This is a genomic window from Bacteroides difficilis (genome assembly GCF_048319815.1).
Taxonomy (GTDB): domain Bacteria; phylum Bacteroidota; class Bacteroidia; order Bacteroidales; family Bacteroidaceae; genus Bacteroides; species Bacteroides zhangwenhongii.
This window is the reverse complement of the sequence record NZ_CP182814.1, coordinates 3,242,912-3,262,410: the sequence shown is the minus strand read 5'-3', so window position 1 is coordinate 3,262,410 and position 19,499 is coordinate 3,242,912. Positions and strand designations below refer to the sequence as shown.

Sequence of the window (19,499 nt, the reverse complement as noted above, 5' to 3'; positions counted from 1 at the left end):
TGTTAATGTAGTTTCTTTTTGAACTCATTACAAAAATAACAAGATTTCAGTCCACATTGTTCCATGCACCCCGCATTTTTAAACTACATTCACACTTTGATTGTGGCGGTTCATTTTTTACTTACACCAGCTCGTCGGAAGTATATCCTTTCGGAAGCTCGCGACAGTTATAGCCGGAAGCCATTATTTCACCGTATGCACCGGCAGAACGAAGGGCTATCAGGTCTCCACGCTTGACTTTGTTCAGATCAATCGCTTTTCCGAAAACATCGGACGACTCACATATCGGACCTACTACATCGTACGCTTCCATCGGTTCTTCGGAAGTCAGGTTTTCCATCTTATGGTATGCCTGATATAAAGCCGGACGGATCAAGTCGGTCATACCTGCATCGAGGATGGCAAATTTCTTCTTGGCTCCTTGCTTCACATACAGCACTTTGGATATCAACGTACCGCACTGCCCCACGACGGCACGCCCCAATTCAAAATGAAGTGTTTGATAAGGACGCAGTTTCAGTTGTCCGGCATAGGTGGCAAAATAATCTTTGAAGTTCGGGATAGCCTGACGGTTGGGATGGCCGTAATCTATCCCCAGACCACCACCGACATTTATATGTTCTACCAGAATCCGACGTGCTTCCAACTTGTCCTGCAATTCATTGACACGATTGCACAAGGCGACGAAATCGCCCATATCGAGAATCTGCGAGCCGATGTGGAAATGAAGGCCGATAAACTTGATATTCTTCATTTCCAAAGCCACGTCTATCACTTTATCCATATCCTGCATACTGATACCGAATTTATTTTCGGCAAGACCGGTAGTGATATTGGCGTGAGTATGCGCGCCTACATCCGGATTGATGCGGAAAGCGACATTGGCTATTTTGTTTTGAGCGGCTGCCAGCTCGTTGATTACTTCAAGCTCGGGAATAGATTCTACGTTAAAACAGAAGATTCCATATTCTAATCCGAGATTGATTTCCCAGTCTGCTTTACCCACTCCCGCAAAAACGACTTTATTGGCCGGGAATCCTGCACGGATAGCGGCACGGATCTCTCCACCGCTCACACAGTCGGCTCCCATTCCGCTTTCACGGATGATGGCAAGTACCTTCGGATTGGCATTCGCTTTGACAGCATAGTGTACTGAATAATTAGGATATTTGGCAACCTCATGGTTAATAGCCGACAATGTATCACGCAGCACTTTGGTATCGTAATAATAGAAAGGTGTCTGCAAAGTGCGGAATTTATCGATTGGAAATATTCCCTTCATAACTCAAAAACTTGTTTAGTTGGTTAAAAAAAGCGCTTTTATCAGTTCGGTAAAAGCGCTCATATTATTGATGGAATTATTTGCCGTTGAAAAGCATATCGCTCAACGACTGTAAAGCCGCCTTCTTGTCACACTCCCGAATGAGGAAGGAGATGTTGTAGTTGCTCCCTCCGAATGAGATCATTCGCACCGGTATGTCGCGCATCGCATCAAGCGCTTTGGCTTCAAAACCGACATTTTCCCATTCCAGGTCACCTACAACGCAGATGATACACATTTCTTTATCAACGGTTACCGTTCCGTATTTCTTCAGGTCATCCAGAATCTCATTAAGATGTTTCGTGTTATCTATCGTTACAGAAACACCGACTTCTGACGTACAGATCATATCGATGGATGTCTGATAGCTTTCGAAGATTTCGAACACCTTACGCAAGAAACCGTGAGCCAATAACATACGGCTAGATTTGATCTTGATAGCAGTGATGTTATCTTTGGCGGCTACTGCTTTGATTTTTCCTTTCTCTGTATCATTGGAAATCAATGTGCCGGGAGCGGTCGGATCCATCGTATTCAGCAAACGTACAGGAATATTGGCATATTTAGCCGGCTGGATGCAGGTAGGATGCAGAATCTTCGCACCGAAATAAGCCAATTCGGCTGCTTCTTCGAAATGTAGCTGACGTACCGGAGCTGTCTTGTCAACGATACGCGGATCGTTATTGTGCATACCGTCAATGTCTGTCCAGATCTGAATTTCGGAAGCATTCACCGCTGCTCCGATCAGAGAAGCCGTATAATCGCTACCGCCACGTTGCAGATTGTCTATCTCACCATAAGCATTGCGGCAGATGAAACCTTGCGTGATGTAGATATCCATATCCGGATAAAGTTCGAGCTGTGCCTGCAACTTCTCCTTAATATATACGGGGTCCGGCTCCGCGTTCTTATCAGTACGCATGAATTCCAAAGCCGGAAGCAGTACGGACTTCGCACCGCATTCCTGCAGGTAGAAGTTCACCATTGCCGTAGAGATCAGTTCTCCTTGCGCCAAAACCACTTTCTCTTCAAACAAAGTGAAAAGGTCTTTCGTATAGGAGCGGATGTAGTCGAAATGAGACTTGATGACTTCGAGACCTTTCTGTTTATATTCCTGAGTTGCGAATAGCTCATCAACGTGCTGTTTATATTTAGCTTCCAGCTTATTGATAATCTCGTTGGCACCCTCCGGATTCTTCTTATACAGATAGTCCGAAATTTCCACCAATGTGTTCGTTGTTCCCGACATAGCAGAAAGAACAACAATCTTCTGTTCACCATCGGTAATCAATTTGGCTACTTCCTTCATGCGCTGAGCAGAACCTACGGAAGTTCCTCCAAACTTTAAAACTTTCATTTTCGTTACTGTTTTAGTTATCTATATTTAAATCTATTTCTATTGTTCTCTGCCGGGGCATATATTCATCGGTCACATCGACAATCTGATGGTCGGCACAACGATACACCCGACCCGGATATTCTTTCAACAATTGCAGATTGTGCGTGGTCATCACAACGGATGAACCGGAACTGCAAATATTATGTAACAATTCAACAATCGATTTCCCCGTTTCCGTATCCAGGTTGCCGGTCGGTTCATCCGCCAGGATGATGGCCGGAGAATTGAGTACGGCACGTGCAATCACAATGCGCTGCTGTTCGCCACCGGAAAGTTCGTTCGGCAGTTTGTATCCTTTATTGGACATTCCTACCAAATTGAGCACTTCTTCAATACGTTCCCTGATTTCCTGTTTGTTCTTCCAGCCTGTGGCACGAAGTACAAATTCCAGGTTATTGTAAACGGTACGGTCTGTCAGCAACTGAAAATCCTGGAATACAATGCCTAACTTGCGGCGCAGTTGCGGGATATGCTTACGTTTGATAGACCGCATATTATAATCCAGTACTTTAGCTTCACCGTCAATTACATCCAGTTCGCCATAAAGGGTTTTGAGCAGACTCGTCTTTCCCGAGCCTACTTTTCCGATCAGATAGACAAACTCTCCTTTGTGCAATTCCAGATTTACATCACTCAGCACACAGAGTTCCTGTTGATGGATTTCTACGTTCTTATATCGTATCAACGCCTCGTCATCCATGCCGACTCCCGCTTTAATTTTTAATTTTTAATCTTTACTTATTAATGCTTCTTCCATGTACTGCTATGTCTTTCCTGCAGTTCACGCGCAAGATCTTCAATGCGATAGCCTTTTGAAGTCAGCAATACAATCATGTGATAAATAAGGTCGGCTCCTTCGTAGATCAGGCGTTCGTCAGTGCCGTTGGTTGCTTCGATCACTGTCTCGACTGCTTCTTCACCTACTTTCTGCGCCATCTTATTGACACCGGACTCAAACAGGCTGGTTGTATAAGAGCCTGCGGGCATTTCTTCGTGACGTTTGTCGATAAAGTCTTGCAATGCTTTCAGGAACATCACAGGTTCTTCATTCTTCTCACCCCAACAGGTATCTGTACCTGTATGGCACACAGGACCTGCCGGATTAACCTGAATGAGCAACGTATCATTGTCGCAATCGGCCTTGATAGAAACAACATGAAGGAAATTACCGCTTTCTTCGCCTTTTGTCCACAGACGATTCTTTGTACGGCTAAAGAATGTCACTTTTCCGGTTTCTACCGTTTTATCATAGGCTTCCTTATTCATGAAGCCCAACATCAAGACTTTGCGCGTCTCATTATCTTGTATGATAGCCGGAACAAGTCCGTTCATTTTCTCGAAATCCAATTCCATTTTATTCAATATCTTAATTTACTATTTACGCATTATAATATCTTCGCCGCAAAGATACGATTTTAAATCGGGAATTTTAATTTCTCCGAAATGAAAAACGCTGGCTGCCAATGCCGCATCTGCTTTTCCTTGCAAAAAGACGTCACGGAAGTGTTCTTTACTGCCTGCTCCACCCGATGCAATGATAGGAATAGAAAGCTGTCCAGCCAAAGCGGCAAGTGCTTCGTTCGCATAGCCGGTCTTCACTCCATCATGATTCATACTCGTGAAGAGTATCTCTCCCGCTCCGCGTTCCTGCGCTTCCTTAGTCCACTCGAACAGGTCTTTATCCGTTTCGATGCGTCCTCCGTTCAAGTAACATCTCCAACCGTTCTCGGTCTGTTTCGCATCTACCGCCAATACACAGACCTGTGAGCCGAAATTCTTTGCAATCTCATCAACCAATCGGGGATTACGGATAGCGGAAGAATTGATGGAAATCTTATCCGCTCCCGCATTCAGCAGACGGTCTACATCACTCAATTCATTGATTCCTCCCCCTACGGTAAACGGGATATTGATATTAGCAGCAATCCGTTTTACCAATTCCGTAAAAGTCTTACGTCCCTCGTGGCTTGCAGTAATGTCCAGGAAAACAAGTTCATCTGCTCCCTGTTCACTGTAAGCACGGCCCAGCTCCACCGGATCACCGGCTTGGCGCAAGTTGACAAAATTCGTTCCTTTCACGGTTTGTCCGTCTTTTATATCCAGACAAGGTACTATTCTTTTTGCTAACACAATCTTATTTTATTTACTGTTCAACAATTTACAATCTATATGCCTAAGCTTGCTTCTTAAATTTTTCTTATTATATCAAATCCTCTTATATAACTTCTCCTTATTATATAAGGTATATTCTGATATGCGAATTATAAAAAGATTCTCAAATCTTGTAAGGTGATATGGGCTTCATACAATGCCTTGCCGAAAATAACTCCGGGAACACCGGCCTCATCCAAAGCGACAATATCATCCACCTTGCTTACCCCGCCACTGGCCATCAGATAGAGATCGGGGAATTTTGTCAACATCTCTTTATACAAATCGATAGAAGGGCCACTCAGCATTCCATCACAGCTAATATCCGTACAGATTACTTTTCGTATGCCTTTATCCATATAATTTTCCAGAAACGGAAAAAGCTCACAGGTGCTTTCGTCTTTCCAACCATTGACGGCTATCTTATGATCTTTTACATCTGCTCCCAAAATGATCTTCTCACTACCGTATATTTCCAGCCAATGACAGAATAGTTCCGGATCTTTCACCGCAATGCTTCCCCCAGTTACCATCTGCGCACCGCTCTCAAAAGCAATTTTCAAATCCTCATCGCTCTTTACTCCACCGCCAAAATCTATAACGAGAGAAGTACGTGTCGCAATCTGTTCCAACACCCGATAGTTAACGACATGATGAGAAGCAGCACCGTCCAAGTCTACCACATGAAGCCTGCGAACACCGTTCGCTTCAAACTCTTTAGCTACTTCCACCGGGTTCTCATTATATACCTTTTTACTATCGTAATCTCCCTGGGAAAGACGTACGCACTTTCCATCAATAATATCAATGGCTGGAATAATTTCTATCATCTATTTATTTACTATTTGACGATTCACTAAATATTTATTTCAAACATCGAAATGTTTTTATGACACATCATCCATACTGTTACCGGCAGAGGTTCAAGAAATTCGTCAGAATCTTCTCTCCTGTCTTGCCGCTTTTCTCCGGATGGAACTGGGTAGCATAAAAGTTATCTTTATGCAACGCAGCACTGAACGGATGAATATAGTCAGTGGTAGCAGCAGTAAAGTCGCAGGTCGGCACATAGAAGCTATGCACAAAATAGACAAACTCTTCTTCGGTGAACCCTTCAAACAATTTGCTATTCGTTTGCCCAATGGTGTTCCATCCCATGTGAGGCACTTTATCTTCATGTTTCTGCGGGACAAAACGTTTTACATCCACATCAAAGATATTCAAACAATCGACTCCTCCTTCTTCGGAATACCGGCACATCAACTGCATACCGAGACAAATTCCCAATACAGGCTGACGGAGATTCTTTATCAGTTCGTCCAGTCCCGTAGCTTTCAAGTGATTCATGGTAGTTTCCGCCTCTCCTACTCCGGGAAAAATGACTTTATCAGCCGATTGGAGTTCTTCTTTATCAGCAGTAATCACCGCTTCTACACCTAACCGCTTTAAGGCATAATCTACAGAACGAATATTGCCGGCATTGTATTTTACAACTGCTACTTTCATCAGCTAAATATTACAGTTTTATTTTTGTAGGTCAAGACTTTGCGCTCGATGTGCTTCTGCACTGCACGCGAAAGAACGATTTTCTCCAAATCCTTTCCTTTATTTACGAGGTCTTCAATGGCGTCTTTATGAGTGATGCGCACTACATCCTGTTCAATAATCGGTCCGGCATCCAGCTCGGTCGTTACATAATGACTGGTTGCACCAATAATTTTCACTCCTCTCTGGAAAGCTGCATGGTAAGGCTTCGCCCCTACAAACGCGGGAAGGAAAGAGTGATGAATATTGATAATCTTATTCGGATAAGCGTTAATCATCTGTTCGGAGATCACCTGCATATAGCGTGCCAATACAATAAATGTAATCTTATGTTTGGCAAGCAGTTCCATCTCTTTGCGTTCCTGTTCTTCTTTTGTCTCCTTGGTGATAGGGAACAGATAGAAAGGAATTCCGAAACGTTCTGCCACGTGCTGCAAATCCGGATGGTTACTTATAATAAGAGGTATCTCTACATTCCACTCTCCTGCCGTATACCGGGCCAGCATATCGAAAAGGCAGTGCGACAGCTTGGATACGAAAATAGCCATGCGTGGTTTTACATCAGAGAAATAAAGGCGAAAATCCATTTCATATTTTTGCCCGTAGAGTGTTCTGAAATAATCTTCAATTTTTTCCTGTGGAACCAGAAAATCTTTCAGTTCCCATTCAATACGCATAAAGAAGATGTTCTCTACATGGTCTACATACTGATCCAGATAGATAATATTTCCTTTGTTTACCGTAATAAAGTCTGTCACTTCCGCAAGGATTCCCGGTTTGTCGGGACAGTGCAATAACAGTTTGGCTGTTGTCATCATTCTTTTTACTAATTAACGATTCCAGGCAGAATCTTTTCTACCTTTTTAATTTTAGTCCGCAAAAATAACGATTTATTGCAAAATTACGAATTAATCAAGCAGAAAGTTGATATAAAAACGGTGATTTCTTACAGATAGAAAGATATCGGGAGCCATTTTCTATGAAAAGAATGACAAACTTTAGGATAGCGACATCATTGCCTTCGGATAGTGACGCCATTTCGTCGCAATAGTATCACTATAAAGATCGGTTCTCCTTACTATTCGATCTGAAGGAAAACGAATATTTTTTTTCATTACAAAAGCACTCAAAATGAGACACTAAGCATTTTTCTCGTTTTTTATTGAAAAAATCTTTTCTCAAAACGCTTGCAGGTTTACAAAAAACAACTACCTTTGCACCCGCAATCGAGAGAGATGCAGATTAATAAATTGAAATTCTGGTGCGTTAGTTCAGTTGGTTAGAATACATGCCTGTCACGCATGGGGTCACGGGTTCGAGTCCCGTACGCACCGCTTCTTTCATTAAGAAGCAAAGAGAATAGAAATGAGTTAATCCAATTAAGATTTGGTGCGTTAGTTCAGTTGGTTAGAATACATGCCTGTCACGCATGGGGTCACGGGTTCGAGTCCCGTACGCACCGCGAAAGCAAACAGCAAATTAAAGCAAAGCTCTGAAATTCAAGAACTTCAGAGCTTTTTCTTTTTTGTGATTATCCCCTTGGTTCTCCCAATACCTAATGGCAAGAGGCGTACAAAGTTATTAAGCCAACTATTTTATTCGGAATACTTTGGCGTTTACAGCCCGGTTCGTTATCTTTGCCATATTCTTAACGCAAACTTACAAATATCAATATTTTGAGATGAAAATAACTTTATTTATCTTAGTCTTCACATTTTCTTCCTGTGTCGGACAGGGACAGAAAAAGCATACCACAGTTGAAAACGATCATACCCTAGGTGTTACCGCCAATACAGTTATTACATCTACAGATAGTAGCAAGACTGATACCCTACAATTTGAATTAACAAAAACTGACTCCATAGAAATGATAAATAAGACTATCTCTTACGAACAAAAGTATTTGATTAAGGAAGGTGGAGTAGATATATTTTCAATCGGACAGATCATACCAACTCAGGCAAACGGCTATTCGATAACCCAAAGTACCGAAACGAGAATGGAAGAGGGAGTAGAGTTTGCCGTACCCATATATACGATATCTGAAGAGGAAAGGAGCATACTGAAGATAGAACCTTTCGATGAGTATTATACCGGACAAGGTTCTGATAAAATCGGCAATATTTATATACTGTCCGACAAGTTCAGAACTGCTGAAAACATAGGGTTAAAATCAACTATCGAAGAGTTTATGGCAGCGTATCCTGATCTCAAGATCTGGTACTCTTATGTTAGTGACATATATGTAATCGAGACTCCACGCCTAGATAAAATCCAGTTTCTTCTTGACGGCAATGACTTCATTAAAGAAGGTGGACCGGATTTCGATAACGACATGACAATATTACAACCGTCTGAATTCAAAAAAGGATCGAAAATCAAAGCAATCAGAATTTTCGGTTATGCCGAAGACTATTTCTAAAATCTAATGATTGCCCAGTCCTCATTCCTGTCATTCCTATTCTTCAAATACCCTGCCAAACTTCGATTACAAAACCGATTGCAATGAACTGATGAGAATTTAAATAGTATGCCCATATATCAGTAAATTCCAACTTTCCATACCACTACCTAATTATCTCCCTTGCCCATTCTCCGGCTTGCTTAACGCTTCCGTTCAACAACTGCCCTTCTCCCCATGTAATTTTTGGATAAAGTTTCTTGAGCTGTTTTACACTATTAGTTATCGAGCTTCCTCCGGAAGTAGCGAATGGAATAACGGTTTTACCGGAGAAATCATATTTCTCAAGGAATGTGTTGACCGGACGTGGACATAAATTCCACCATATCGGGTAACCAAGGAATATCACGTCATAATCTTTCAGATTAAGTGTTTCTCCATCCAATTCCGGACGTGAATTTTCAATCGTCATTTCAACTGAGCTACGGCTATTTTTGTTGTTCCAATTGAGGTCAGCTGAAGTGTAAGCCGTAGCGGGAGTTATCCGGTAAAGTTTGCCGCCAACCGTTTTTGCAATGGCATCGGCAACTTTTTCTGTAGTTCCAGTACAAGAGAAATAGGCAATCAGGATTTTCTTATCGGACTGTACATTAGTATCCATTGTTTGATTCTGCGCTTTTGATGAGCAGCTAAAGCAAAGGAGACTCATAAATATGAATATAATCTGTTTCATTTTATTTTAATTTTAAATATTTCTTATCACTAATTAGTTTAGACATCGTTTAGTCTATTCGAGTTTATCATACTCGTCATCTGTAACCGGTTCAAGCCACTCATTGGAAGTATTTTCGCCGGAAACTTCGAAAGCCAGATGAGCAAACCAACTGTCGGCAGCAGCTCCGTGCCAGTGTTTCACATTGGCAGGAATATGGATAACCGTACCAGGCAGAATCTCTACCGCCGGTTTACCTTCTTCCTGATACCAGCCTCGACCGGCTACACCGATAAGCATCTGTCCGCCACCTTTCGTTGCACGGTGAATATGCCAGTTATTGCGGCAACGCGGTTCAAAAGTAACGTTAGAGATATTCACCTGCTCGCACGAAACCGGAGCAAGATAACTGTTACCAATAAAATATTGCGCATAGGCTGTATTGGGTTCGCCAATAGGGAAAATCATCTCACGCTGGAAAGCTGTTTTGGCATCCTCACCAACAATATCTTCAGACCATACTCCTTTTGCCAAATTGAACGCTGCCCACGCCTTCGGCCAACCTGCATAAAAACCTATATGAGTGATAATCTCTGCGATCTCCGTGCGGGTGATGCCGTTCTTCTTCGCCGACTGAAGATGATAAACGAGCGAATTGTCCGTGATTCCCATACTGATAAGGGAGGTAATGGTTACTAAACTGCGGTCACGCAGACCGAGTTTGTCAGTGCGGCTCCAAACTTCTCCAAAGAGAACATCGTCATTGAGTTCCGCAAACTTGGGTGCAAACGTTCCTAACTGGTCGCGTCCTGCCGTCTGTACTATCTTTTCTTGTGCCATAACATTGAGTGTTAAAATACTAAATACTGAAAATAAAAAGAGTTTATTCATAATCATTTCGTTTTTTCATTGTTAAACTTCTGACTGCAAATTTACTACGATAAAACGAGTGGGCTTGTATATGATTTACTGATATTTGTACCCAAATCCTCGATTCTGCAATAAAGCCATCTATAATTCAAATAAAATGAATTATATTTGCGATAAAGAATATTAAAGAAAGGATTATGGAAGAGGTTATTAAACTTGATGAGATAGATAAATACAACAAACTTTTCGGACTTGAAACACGACACCCGTTGGTTGGTGTTGTTGATCTGTCAAAAGCAACGCAATGGCCGGAACATTGCAAAATCAACTACGGCGTATATGCTCTTTACCTGAAAGATACCTACTGCGGGAATATCATGTATGGACGTCAGAGTTACGACTATCAGGATGGTACGATTGTCAGCTTTGCTCCAGGCCAAATAGTAGAGACAAAGATGATTAAAGATGTCCAACCAAACGCTCATGGCATCCTGTTTCACCCCGATCTGATTCGTGGCACGGCACTCGGTCAGGAGATCAAGAACTATTCTTTCTTTTCCTACGAAACCCGTGAGGCATTACACCTTTCAGAGGAGGAACGGGAGACCGTGATGGATTGCCTGCATAAGATTGAAATAGAACTGAAACACAACATAGACAAGCACAGCCGCCGGTTAATTTGTGCCAATATCGGACTACTGCTCGATTATTGCATGCGTTTCTACGAACGACAGTTCACAACACGCGAAGAAGTGAACAAAGACATCATCGTCCGTTTCGAGCGGTTGCTGGATGAGTATTTCGATAACGAGACTCCGCTACGAGAGGGGTTACCTACCGTTAAATACTTTGCTGACAAAGTATTTCTATCAGCCAACTATTTCGGAGATATGATTAGAAAACAGACGGGACAGACCGCCTCGGAATATATCCAAAATAAACTGATCGAACGCACTAAAGAGGCTTTGCTGTCAACAGACAAGACTACAAGTGAAATTGCTTACAGATTGGGATTCCAATATCCGCAGCATCTAAGCCGGATGTTCAAACGGGTTACGGGTTGTACTCCCAATGAATTCCGCTCACAGAATTAGTCTTTATACGAAAATAACATCTATGAGTAACTCGCTCCCATATTATTATAGAGGGCATCAGGCAGAAGAAAAATATAAGAAATAGAATTATACCAACTAATTATTATATCTTTGCGCAAAGCACTTTTATCGATTAGAGCATGGAAAGAACTCAGCCCCATAAAAGTCATAAACAATAGATAAAGTAAACTCTGATAAGTAACAAACTTATACTAAACAATTATACAATAAATATGGAAAATGAAAAGAAACTGAACCGATCTTCCAATCGAATGATTGCAGGTGTATGTGCCGGAATAGCCGAATATTTTGGATGGGACCCAACTTTATTAAGAATCGTATACGTATTAGCCACATTCTTCACAGCTTTCGCTGGTGTAATCATCTATATAATCTTGTGGATTGTCATGCCTTACAAAATGCCTTCAGACGGATATGAAAACCGCATGAATAACAGATTACATTAAGACCAAGAGCCCATCCGATTTCTTATCAAACAATAATCAATCGAATGTGGCTCATTTTTATACCCCTCCATTAAGCACTAGTACAATTCCAATCCGAACTCGTCTTTCAACTGCATTAATGCCTGATTCTTTTGAGCCATCATCTGAAACTTTTCTACACGGCCGACGGGACGTACCGTTTCTGTTGGTTCACTAACCCGCACTGTCATCACCACTTTACTATTCTTTAACTGGACACGAAGATAATTCTGCAATTCAGGAATCAGATTTCTGAAATCCTTTGCAGCAATCTCATTGTCCACTACTACCTCAAAAGTCGTCGAGTTATTGAGCAGTACCGGATGAAGCATCTGCATACGTTTCGTAAGAGAATCTTCCTCTTTCGGCAACTGACCGGCATACTGCTGCCAATAGAAATTCAAATCACGGTCGTTAAAGATAAAATCCTCTTCTACAGCCTGTTGTACTTTACCGGACTGTGGCATCGTTTCTTTCTGAGCAACCTGATCACGCTGCGGATTCTTGATAGATACCCCCAGGCTGGACATCTTCATGACAGGAATCTTCCGTTCTCCCTGCCCTCCCTGAACAATTCCCGCACTTTGAGACGGAACGGAAGTAGTGGAATTCGAAGAAGAAGATGATGATGTAGATGATGATACCGCTTGCGTTGCCACAGATGTCTGCGGCTGACGAACAGGCGTTTGTTGATGAACAGCAGTCTGAGACGCTGAAGTAGCAGGAGTCACCTGCGGTTGCTGTGCTGCGGCAGGTTGGGTGAATACAGGTTTTATAGTCTTTTTAGGGCTACGCCCACCACTCACATCATCCCCCTCAATGGTAAGCTGCGCAACCTGTATTAAGGTCAGTTCTACCAGCAAACGCTTATTTTTGCTGACACGATAATTCAAATCACACTCATTACAGAGCTTCATCGCCCGATACAAAAAAGGCAACGGACATTTCTGTGCCTGCTCCTGATAGCGCTGACGTATGCTCGCTCCGACCTCCAACAAAGGCAATGTCACTGCATCTTTAGCTACCAGCAAATCACGGAAATGAGAAGACAAACCGGTTATAAAATGACTCCCGTCAAAACCTTTGTTCAACACATCATTGAAAAGCAACAATGCATCACTTACCTTATTTTCAAGAAAAGAATCGGTCAGACGGAAATAATATTCGTAATCAAGTACATTCAGATTATCAATTACACTCTTGTACGTGATGTTGCCTCCGGTAAAACTCACCACCTGGTCGAAAATAGACAAAGCATCGCGCATACCACCGTCCGCCTTCATGGCAATCACATTCAATGCTTCCGGCTCTGCCGTAATTCCTTCTTTTGAAGCGACATAAGAAAGGTGATTTACAGTATCTTCCACGCTAATCCGGTTGAAATCATAAATCTGGCAACGGGAAAGAATGGTCGGAAGAATCTTATGTTTCTCCGTTGTAGCCAAAATAAAGATGGCATGACGGGGAGGCTCTTCCAGCGTTTTCAGAAAAGCATTGAAAGCAGACGCGGAGAGCATATGTACCTCATCGATAATGTATACCTTATATTTACCGATCTGTGGCGGGATACGCACCTGCTCCACCAATTGGCGGATATCGTCCACCGAATTATTGGAAGCAGCATCCAGTTCATGGATATTGTACGACCGTTGTTCATTAAAAGCCACACAAGACTCACACTGATTGCAAGCCTCGCCATCAGCAGTAGGTGTCATGCAGTTAATGGTTTTGGCAAAGATACGTGCGCACGTAGTCTTTCCGACTCCACGTGGCCCGCAGAACAAATAAGCATGAGCAAGTTTCTGAGTAGCAATCGCGTTTTTCAGCGTAGTGGTCAGCGCCCGTTGTCCCACCACCGATTCAAAGGTGGACGGACGATATTTACGGGCTGATACAATATAGTTTTCCATATCCGGGATTCCTCTATTTTTCTTTATTTTTTGCTTTCAGTGCAAAAGTACATAAAAAAGTGATAAGTAATAAGGGATAGAGAAAGAAGTTTTAAAGCGGAAGAGATAAGTTTTTAAGTTATTAGTTTTATCTTTGCGGATATTTATAAAGGTAGGTTATGGGTAAACTAATCAGTATTTGGAATTTCATATGCAGACGGAAGTATCTTATTACCATTGTCGCATTCGCTGTCATCATAGGTTTTCTGGATGAGAACAGTTTGGTGCGCCGTCTCGGATATGAACGCGAAATCAGTCAGCTAAAAGAAGAAATAGAAAAGTATCGCACGGATTATGAAGAGAATACGAAACGCCTCAACGAAATAAGTACCAATCCGGATGCAATCGAACAGATAGCCCGCGAAAAGTACTTGATGAAGAAACCCAACGAAGATATTTACGTTTTTGAAGAAGAATAGAGAATGAAACAATTAATACCCGCACTGTTCGTTGTCGGTGCTATAATGGCTCTTGCCGGAGCTGCCGTATTTATCACCGGATGGACGTATGCTCCCTACATATACACCGTCGGTGCCGGTTTTATCGCACTGGCACAAGTAAACACACCCGTCAAAGGTAAAAGCAAAATTTTGAAACGTTTACGCATTCAACAAATATTCGGAGCATTAGCCCTGATTCTCACCGGAGCATTCATGTTCACAACACGTGGTAACGAATGGATTGCTTGTCTTACAATTGCCGCCATACTCGAACTTTACACAGCTTTCCGCATCCCGCAGGAAGAAGAGAAAGAAAAAGCCAACTAAAAAAAGTTTTGCGCATTTTACCCTCATACTCTCATAAACCACCTGCATTCCTTTATTCATCGGTTTTTCAGTTATGATAGCAAGCCTGAGGGTTACTTATGCTCTCAGGTGTCTCATCATTTAATATATAGTCATTCCACAGATACTTTCTTAATATTCTCTGCAAAAGCTCTCGATATTTACAAGAGCTCACTAATGTGAACAAATAAGCTAACATCAATGAACATATATATCCACTAGTGTTAGCCTTTCAGCTCACAATAGTGAGCTCATAGAAATAACTAATAGCCAACCAAAGAACAATGCTGTATTATCACAAGAATGCAGGAAGAATAAGGTAACAAATACCCTTATTGCAAGTGAAATGACCGCTCATTCAACTATAAAGCAAAGGTCATAAAAGAAATATAGACAAAACTTTTTCTCATTTCATAAATACGAAATACACCGCCGCAATCAGACACATAAATGCAGCTAAATGATTCCAATGCAACGCTTCTCCTTTAAAAAACACAGTAGTAAATAATGTGAAGATGATTAAAGTGATAACTTCCTGAATCACTTTCAATTGCATCAATGAGAAAGGACCACCATTACCTATAAATCCAATGCGATTCGCCGGAATCTGACATGAATATTCAAAAAAAGCGATTGCCCAACTGAATGTAATTACTCCTATCAAGGGTAAAGCGGCAAACCAATTATATTCCTGTCTCATTTTCAGATGTCCGTACCAAGCAAAGGTCATAAATATATTGGACACAATCAGTAACAAAATAGTATAGAATCCTTTCATAACTCAATCAATTTTATTCGGTAATAAATCTTCCTGTATATTCGCCATACTTCCCCAAAGGCTATAACGCGCTTCCGGGTTCATCGCTTCCAATTGCCGTAAAATGCCTTTCATATCACTACGGCTGGATTGCGATTCATAAGGGCAGTTCTTCACCTGCTTCCGATAATGATGCAAAGCTGCCAATTCTATTAAATCCGATTCGTGAACCAGACACATCGGACGGATAATCGTCATATCGAATTTGTCCATCACCAATCGGGGCGGCATTGTACTGAATGCCCCTTGATAAGTAATATTCATCAATAAAGTTTCCAAAATGTCATCCATGTGGTGTCCTAAAGCAATCTTATTGCAATCATGTTCTTTGGCCACCGTAAACAATGCTTTACGGCGATTCCAAGAACAAAGAAAGCAAGGAGATTTACGGGTGTCTGTGGAAGGATCAAAAAAAGTTTCATATTGCACAAAAGTCACTCCATTCGCTTCACAATGCGCTTTCAGGTATTCCGTATCACTCTGATAAGGAATATTCGTCATCACCACATGAACTGCAATGACAGAAAAGCGAGGTTTGTAGATACGTGCGCGTTTTCCCAGCAACTCTACAAGCGCCAACGAATCTTTCCCGCCCGACAGTCCGATGAGTATTCTATCCCCCTCTTCTATCAGCCCATATTGCACCACTCCTTTGTTAAACCGCCGTTCAATGCGGCGAATAGCTTTCTCTTCTTCGGTAAATTGTGTCATATCTTCAAAAATCGGCTGCAAAAGTAAGCGAAAAGAATGATTTAAAGAAGAATTAACATAATAGAATCTCTGAAAAAGGGTTTATTTCTAATAAATTTGTACTTTTGAACAATTGATTAGTTGGCAGATTTCCAAAAGCAACAATACTTTTAAATAATCCGCCACCCATAAATGCTAAAAACGATGAAAGGAAAATATATTCTATTTCTATTTTGCAGTCTCTTCTTATGCGAAGTTTCTGCGCAAACATTGGAACAGGCGCGCGCTTTGTTCACGAAAGGCGAATATGAGAAAGCCAAACCTGTCTTTAAAAGGTACGTAAAATCTCAACCGTCCAACGGAAACTACAACTATTGGTATGGCGTGTGCTGCCTGAAAACCGGAGAAGCCGAAGAAGCGGTGAAACCTCTCGAAATGGCAGTCAAGAAGCGTGTAGCTAGCGGACAGCTTTATTTAGGACAGGCTTATAACGAAACATATCGTTTCGAAGAGGCAGTAGAATGTTTTGAAGAGTATATCGCTGATTTGAAGAAGCGTAAAAGAGCAACCGAAGAAGCAGAGAAACTACTGGAAAAGAGCAAAGCTGATCTCCGTATGTTGAAAGGTGTTGAAGATGTTTGTATTATCGACAGTTTCGTTGTAGATAAAGCTACGTTTCTGAATGCTTATAAAATTAGTGAGGAATCGGGAAAACTGTTTACTTTCAACGACTTCTTCCAAACAGGAGGAGATCATGAGGGTACTGTCTACGAAACTGAAATCGGGAATAAAATCTATTACAGCGAGAAGGGTGAAAGAGGTAGTCTGGATATACTTTCCAAAAACAAGTTGCAGAATGAATGGAGCAACGGACGACCACTGCCGGGTAGTATCAATGATGCAGGAAACGCAAACTATCCTTATGTAATGGCAGATGGTGTGACTATTTATTATGCCAGTGACGGTGAAGGATTGGGAGGTTATGATATTTTTGTCACCCGTTACAATACCAATAGCGATACTTATTTAGTACCGGAAAACGTAGGTATGCCGTTCAATTCTCCATACAATGATTATATGTACGTCATTGACGAATATAACAATCTAGGCTGGTTCGCTTCCGACCGTTTCCAACCGGAAGGAAAGGTATGTATCTATGTATTCATTCCCAATAATTCAAAACAGACTTACAACTACGAAGCGATGGATCGGAAGCAGATGATTCGGCTGGCACAAATCCATTCTTTGAAAGAAACCTGGAAAGATAAACAAACGGTTGCAGAAGCCCTGCAACGTCTGGAAGCCGCTATCAGCCATAAGCCCAAAGAACGTCGAAAGATCGATTTTGAATTTGTCATTGACGATAATACAACTTATTACCTGATGACTGACTTTAAGTCCTCCAAAGCCAAACAGCTTTTCCTGCGTTACCGACAAATGGAAAAAGATTATCTGCAACAGGAAGAAAAATTGAACAACTTGCGACAACAGTATTCCACCGGCAATAAACAGGGAAAAGAGAGAATGACGCCCGCTATCCTCGACCTGGAAAAGCGGATATTACAGATGTCAGAGGAATTGGCTGCTCTCGAAATAAATGTGCGTAATGCAGAAAAAACAAAATAATTAATAACACTGAACTATGGATATACTCATTATCGCCGTTCTCATTATTACCGCAGTTATACTGTTCTTAGTAGAACTGTTCGTTATTCCCGGCATTAGTCTGGCGGGAATCTCAGCACTGGGATGCATTATCTATGCCAACTATTATGCGTTTGCAAATATTGGAATGGCAGGAGGATTTATCACTTTGGGCATATCGGCCATTGCCTGTATCGGTTCACTGATCTGGTTTATGCGCTCAAAGATGCTGGATAAGCTGGCTTTGAAAAAAGACATCGATTCGAAAGTAGACCGCAGCGCAGAACAAAGTATAAAAGTAGGTGATACAGGTATAAGTACTACCCGCCTCGCACAAATCGGTTATGCGGAAATCAATGGTAACATTGTGGAAGTAAAGTCGATGGACGGTTTTCTGGACGAAAAGACTCCGATTATCGTCAACCGTATCAGTGACGGAACAATTATGGTTGAGAAACACAGAAAATAATTATTCTTTTACAGAAATAATATTCACTTAATACAAACTATCAATGGAAACATCTTTCTATTTGCCTATCTTTCTGATAGCCGGAGGTATTATCTTCCTGATAATATTTTTCCATTATGTGCCGTTCTTCCTGTGGTTGTCGGCCAAAGTATCGGGAGTACACATCTCGCTGATACAATTATTTTTAATGCGTATCCGTAATGTTCCGCCGTATATCATCGTACCGGGCATGATCGAAGCTCACAAGGCCGGTTTAAAAAACATCACCCGTGATGAACTGGAAGCCCACTATCTAGCCGGTGGACATGTCGAAAAAGTGGTCCATGCGCTTGTATCCGCATCAAAAGCGAATATTGAGTTGCCTTTTCAGATGGCTACCGCTATTGACTTGGCAGGACGTGACGTATTTGAAGCCGTACAGATGTCCGTTAACCCGAAAGTGATTGATACTCCTCCGGTAACGGCTGTCGCAAAAGACGGTATCCAGTTGATTGCCAAAGCTCGTGTTACGGTACGTGCCAACATTCGTCAATTGGTGGGCGGTGCCGGAGAAGATACAATCCTCGCCCGTGTAGGTGAAGGTATCGTTTCATCTATCGGTTCTTCCGAGAATCATAAATCGGTACTCGAAAATCCGGATTCTATCTCCAAGCTTGTACTCCGTAAGGGACTGGACGCCGGAACTGCTTTCGAAATTCTATCTATTGATATCGCGGATATCGATATAGGCAAGAATATCGGTGCCGCTTTGCAGATTGACCAGGCTAATGCAGACAAGAATATCGCTCAGGCAAAAGCAGAAGAACGCCGTGCTATGGCTGTAGCTTCCGAACAGGAAATGAAAGCGAAAGCACAAGAGGCACGCGCGAAGGTAATCGAAGCGGAAGCGGAAGTTCCGAAAGCAATGGCAGAAGCTTTCCGTAGCGGAAATTTGGGTATCATGGATTATTACCGGATGAAGAATATCGAAGCTGACACCTCCATGCGTGAAACGATTGCCAAACCGGCAGCAGGCAATGCAGGGAATCAGCCTTTGAGCAAATAAGTTACAACAAACACCGGAATCTGATTTCATTTCAGTCTCAAGATGTACTCCCCTTTCCTAACGGGAAAGAAAGAGTCTTCTTCTGAACTTAAATCCGGTTCCGGTGTTTTTATTTTTATAGC

21 protein-coding genes and 2 tRNA genes are annotated in these 19,499 nt (G+C 41.9%); 10 read left to right on the top strand and 13 right to left on the bottom strand.

The genetic code is table 11. The annotated features are described in order from the left end of the window. Nucleotides 1–121: 121 nt before the first annotated feature. From lysA to purU, 8 genes are all read right to left on the bottom strand, one after another. The gene (lysA, locus tag ACNOGP_RS12355; protein WP_055278838.1) at nt 122–1,282 is read right to left on the bottom strand and encodes a diaminopimelate decarboxylase; all 1,161 of its coding nucleotides are present in this window, start codon (nt 1,280–1,282) and stop codon (nt 122–124) included. 76 nt (nt 1,283–1,358) lie between these two features. Then, complete coding sequence (locus tag ACNOGP_RS12350; RefSeq protein ID WP_007766339.1) at nt 1,359–2,678, bottom strand: aspartate kinase; 1,320 nt, start codon at nt 2,676–2,678, stop codon at nt 1,359–1,361. A 13-nt stretch (nt 2,679–2,691) separates the two neighbouring features. Continuing rightward, nucleotides 2,692–3,420 carry a cell division ATP-binding protein FtsE gene (locus ACNOGP_RS12345; RefSeq protein WP_418212926.1) on the bottom strand — a complete coding sequence of 243 codons (729 nt, stop codon included), beginning with the start codon at nt 3,418–3,420 and terminating at the stop codon, nt 2,692–2,694. 41 nt (nt 3,421–3,461) lie between these two features. Continuing rightward, nucleotides 3,462–4,073, bottom strand: coding sequence for a bifunctional phosphoribosyl-AMP cyclohydrolase/phosphoribosyl-ATP diphosphatase HisIE (gene hisIE / locus ACNOGP_RS12340; RefSeq protein WP_143868497.1), 612 nt, complete (start codon nt 4,071–4,073; stop codon nt 3,462–3,464). Nucleotides 4,074–4,094: 21 nt separating this feature from the next. Beyond that, nucleotides 4,095–4,850, bottom strand: coding sequence for an imidazole glycerol phosphate synthase subunit HisF (gene hisF, locus ACNOGP_RS12335; RefSeq protein ID WP_418212925.1), 756 nt, complete (start codon nt 4,848–4,850; stop codon nt 4,095–4,097). A gap of 131 nt (nt 4,851–4,981) precedes the next feature. Further along, on the bottom strand, nt 4,982–5,701 hold the full coding sequence (gene hisA / locus ACNOGP_RS12330; RefSeq protein ID WP_418212924.1) for a 1-(5-phosphoribosyl)-5-[(5-phosphoribosylamino)methylideneamino]imidazole-4-carboxamide isomerase: 720 nt from the start codon (nt 5,699–5,701) through the stop codon (nt 4,982–4,984). A gap of 79 nt (nt 5,702–5,780) precedes the next feature. After that, entirely contained in the window at nt 5,781–6,377 is a 597-nt protein-coding gene (gene hisH, locus ACNOGP_RS12325) for an imidazole glycerol phosphate synthase subunit HisH (RefSeq protein ID WP_007766333.1), read from the bottom strand. Continuing rightward, nucleotides 6,377–7,234, bottom strand: coding sequence for a formyltetrahydrofolate deformylase (gene purU / locus ACNOGP_RS12320; protein ID WP_007748072.1), 858 nt, complete (start codon nt 7,232–7,234; stop codon nt 6,377–6,379). The genes hisH and purU overlap by 1 nt, the downstream gene beginning before the upstream one ends. 442 nt (nt 7,235–7,676) lie before the next feature. On the opposite strand from purU, the gene ACNOGP_RS12315 reads away from it, so the two are divergent. From ACNOGP_RS12315 to ACNOGP_RS12305, 3 genes are all read left to right on the top strand, one after another. Further along, nucleotides 7,677–7,750 (top strand) — tRNA-Asp (locus tag ACNOGP_RS12315). A gap of 54 nt (nt 7,751–7,804) precedes the next feature. Beyond that, nucleotides 7,805–7,878 (top strand) — tRNA-Asp (locus ACNOGP_RS12310). A gap of 405 nt (nt 7,879–8,283) precedes the next feature. After that, nucleotides 8,284–8,838, top strand: a complete 555-nt coding sequence (locus ACNOGP_RS12305) for a hypothetical protein (protein ID WP_418212923.1) — start codon at nt 8,284–8,286, stop codon at nt 8,836–8,838. A gap of 145 nt (nt 8,839–8,983) precedes the next feature. Here the strand turns inward: ACNOGP_RS12305 and ACNOGP_RS12300 are convergent, their stop codons facing one another. Both ACNOGP_RS12300 and ACNOGP_RS12295 read right to left on the bottom strand, forming a co-directional pair. After that, entirely contained in the window at nt 8,984–9,550 is a 567-nt protein-coding gene (locus ACNOGP_RS12300) for a flavodoxin (protein ID WP_418212922.1), read from the bottom strand. A 54-nt stretch (nt 9,551–9,604) separates the two neighbouring features. Continuing rightward, nucleotides 9,605–10,420, bottom strand: coding sequence for a carboxymuconolactone decarboxylase family protein (locus ACNOGP_RS12295; protein WP_418212921.1), 816 nt, complete (start codon nt 10,418–10,420; stop codon nt 9,605–9,607). A gap of 176 nt (nt 10,421–10,596) precedes the next feature. Here ACNOGP_RS12295 and ACNOGP_RS12290 point away from each other — a divergent pair, with 176 nt between their 5' ends. Then, nucleotides 10,597–11,493 (top strand): helix-turn-helix domain-containing protein, encoded by an 897-nt coding sequence (locus tag ACNOGP_RS12290; RefSeq protein ID WP_418212920.1) that lies wholly within the window; start codon nt 10,597–10,599, stop codon nt 11,491–11,493. A gap of 233 nt (nt 11,494–11,726) precedes the next feature. Further along, nucleotides 11,727–11,960, top strand: coding sequence for a PspC domain-containing protein (locus ACNOGP_RS12285; protein ID WP_418212919.1), 234 nt, complete (start codon nt 11,727–11,729; stop codon nt 11,958–11,960). A 77-nt stretch (nt 11,961–12,037) separates the two neighbouring features. Here ACNOGP_RS12285 and ACNOGP_RS12280 read toward each other — a convergent pair whose 3' ends face one another. Continuing rightward, on the bottom strand, nt 12,038–13,888 hold the full coding sequence (locus tag ACNOGP_RS12280; protein WP_418212918.1) for a DNA polymerase III subunit gamma/tau: 1,851 nt from the start codon (nt 13,886–13,888) through the stop codon (nt 12,038–12,040). A 158-nt stretch (nt 13,889–14,046) separates the two neighbouring features. Between ACNOGP_RS12280 and ACNOGP_RS12275 the strand changes: the two genes are divergently transcribed. After that, entirely contained in the window at nt 14,047–14,346 is a 300-nt protein-coding gene (locus ACNOGP_RS12275) for an FtsB family cell division protein (RefSeq protein ID WP_007766313.1), read from the top strand. Between the two features lie 3 nt (nt 14,347–14,349). Then, nucleotides 14,350–14,694 (top strand): hypothetical protein, encoded by a 345-nt coding sequence (locus ACNOGP_RS12270; RefSeq protein ID WP_186968493.1) that lies wholly within the window; start codon nt 14,350–14,352, stop codon nt 14,692–14,694. Nucleotides 14,695–15,118: 424 nt separating this feature from the next. On the opposite strand, the gene ACNOGP_RS12265 is transcribed toward ACNOGP_RS12270, so the two are convergent. After that, a complete protein-coding gene (locus tag ACNOGP_RS12265) occupies nt 15,119–15,490 on the bottom strand; it encodes a DMT family protein (protein WP_143868517.1) in 372 nt (123 codons plus the stop codon). A gap of 3 nt (nt 15,491–15,493) precedes the next feature. Continuing rightward, on the bottom strand, nt 15,494–16,240 hold the full coding sequence (locus ACNOGP_RS12260; protein ID WP_418212917.1) for an ATP-binding protein: 747 nt from the start codon (nt 16,238–16,240) through the stop codon (nt 15,494–15,496). A 183-nt stretch (nt 16,241–16,423) separates the two neighbouring features. Between ACNOGP_RS12260 and ACNOGP_RS12255 the strand changes: the two genes are divergently transcribed. From ACNOGP_RS12255 to floA, 3 genes are read left to right on the top strand one after another with little or no spacing between them, the layout of a single operon-like run. Next, entirely contained in the window at nt 16,424–17,845 is a 1,422-nt protein-coding gene (locus tag ACNOGP_RS12255; protein WP_418212916.1) for a tetratricopeptide repeat protein, read from the top strand. A 16-nt stretch (nt 17,846–17,861) separates the two neighbouring features. After that, nucleotides 17,862–18,332: an NfeD family protein gene (locus ACNOGP_RS12250; protein ID WP_418212915.1), complete on the top strand. Its 471-nt coding sequence runs from the start codon at nt 17,862–17,864 to the stop codon at nt 18,330–18,332. A gap of 43 nt (nt 18,333–18,375) precedes the next feature. Continuing rightward, complete coding sequence (floA, locus tag ACNOGP_RS12245) at nt 18,376–19,377, top strand: flotillin-like protein FloA (protein WP_007748127.1); 1,002 nt, start codon at nt 18,376–18,378, stop codon at nt 19,375–19,377. Nucleotides 19,378–19,499 lie beyond the last annotated feature (122 nt).

Excerpts from the sequence above, each read along its gene's own strand:
- lysA (WP_055278838.1), bottom strand. The coding sequence starts at position 1,282 with ATGAAGGGAATATTTCCAATCGATAAATTCCGCACTTTGCAGACACCT.
- ACNOGP_RS12350 (WP_007766339.1), bottom strand. The coding sequence starts at position 2,678 with ATGAAAGTTTTAAAGTTTGGAGGAACTTCCGTAGGTTCTGCTCAGCGC.
- ACNOGP_RS12345 (WP_418212926.1), bottom strand. The coding sequence starts at position 3,420 with ATGGATGACGAGGCGTTGATACGATATAAGAACGTAGAAATCCATCAA.
- hisIE (WP_143868497.1), bottom strand. The coding sequence starts at position 4,073 with ATGGAATTGGATTTCGAGAAAATGAACGGACTTGTTCCGGCTATCATA.
- hisA (WP_418212924.1), bottom strand. The coding sequence starts at position 5,701 with ATGATAGAAATTATTCCAGCCATTGATATTATTGATGGAAAGTGCGTA.
- hisH (WP_007766333.1), bottom strand. The coding sequence starts at position 6,377 with ATGAAAGTAGCAGTTGTAAAATACAATGCCGGCAATATTCGTTCTGTA.
- purU (WP_007748072.1), bottom strand. The coding sequence starts at position 7,234 with ATGATGACAACAGCCAAACTGTTATTGCACTGTCCCGACAAACCGGGA.
- ACNOGP_RS12305 (WP_418212923.1), top strand. The coding sequence starts at position 8,284 with ATGATAAATAAGACTATCTCTTACGAACAAAAGTATTTGATTAAGGAA.
- ACNOGP_RS12300 (WP_418212922.1), bottom strand. The coding sequence starts at position 9,550 with ATGAAACAGATTATATTCATATTTATGAGTCTCCTTTGCTTTAGCTGC.
- ACNOGP_RS12295 (WP_418212921.1), bottom strand. The coding sequence starts at position 10,420 with ATGAATAAACTCTTTTTATTTTCAGTATTTAGTATTTTAACACTCAAT.
- ACNOGP_RS12290 (WP_418212920.1), top strand. The coding sequence starts at position 10,597 with ATGGAAGAGGTTATTAAACTTGATGAGATAGATAAATACAACAAACTT.
- ACNOGP_RS12285 (WP_418212919.1), top strand. The coding sequence starts at position 11,727 with ATGGAAAATGAAAAGAAACTGAACCGATCTTCCAATCGAATGATTGCA.
- ACNOGP_RS12280 (WP_418212918.1), bottom strand. The coding sequence starts at position 13,888 with ATGGAAAACTATATTGTATCAGCCCGTAAATATCGTCCGTCCACCTTT.
- ACNOGP_RS12275 (WP_007766313.1), top strand. The coding sequence starts at position 14,047 with ATGGGTAAACTAATCAGTATTTGGAATTTCATATGCAGACGGAAGTAT.
- ACNOGP_RS12270 (WP_186968493.1), top strand. The coding sequence starts at position 14,350 with ATGAAACAATTAATACCCGCACTGTTCGTTGTCGGTGCTATAATGGCT.
- ACNOGP_RS12265 (WP_143868517.1), bottom strand. The coding sequence starts at position 15,490 with ATGAAAGGATTCTATACTATTTTGTTACTGATTGTGTCCAATATATTT.
- ACNOGP_RS12260 (WP_418212917.1), bottom strand. The coding sequence starts at position 16,240 with ATGACACAATTTACCGAAGAAGAGAAAGCTATTCGCCGCATTGAACGG.
- ACNOGP_RS12255 (WP_418212916.1), top strand. The coding sequence starts at position 16,424 with ATGAAAGGAAAATATATTCTATTTCTATTTTGCAGTCTCTTCTTATGC.
- ACNOGP_RS12250 (WP_418212915.1), top strand. The coding sequence starts at position 17,862 with ATGGATATACTCATTATCGCCGTTCTCATTATTACCGCAGTTATACTG.
- floA (WP_007748127.1), top strand. The coding sequence starts at position 18,376 with ATGGAAACATCTTTCTATTTGCCTATCTTTCTGATAGCCGGAGGTATT.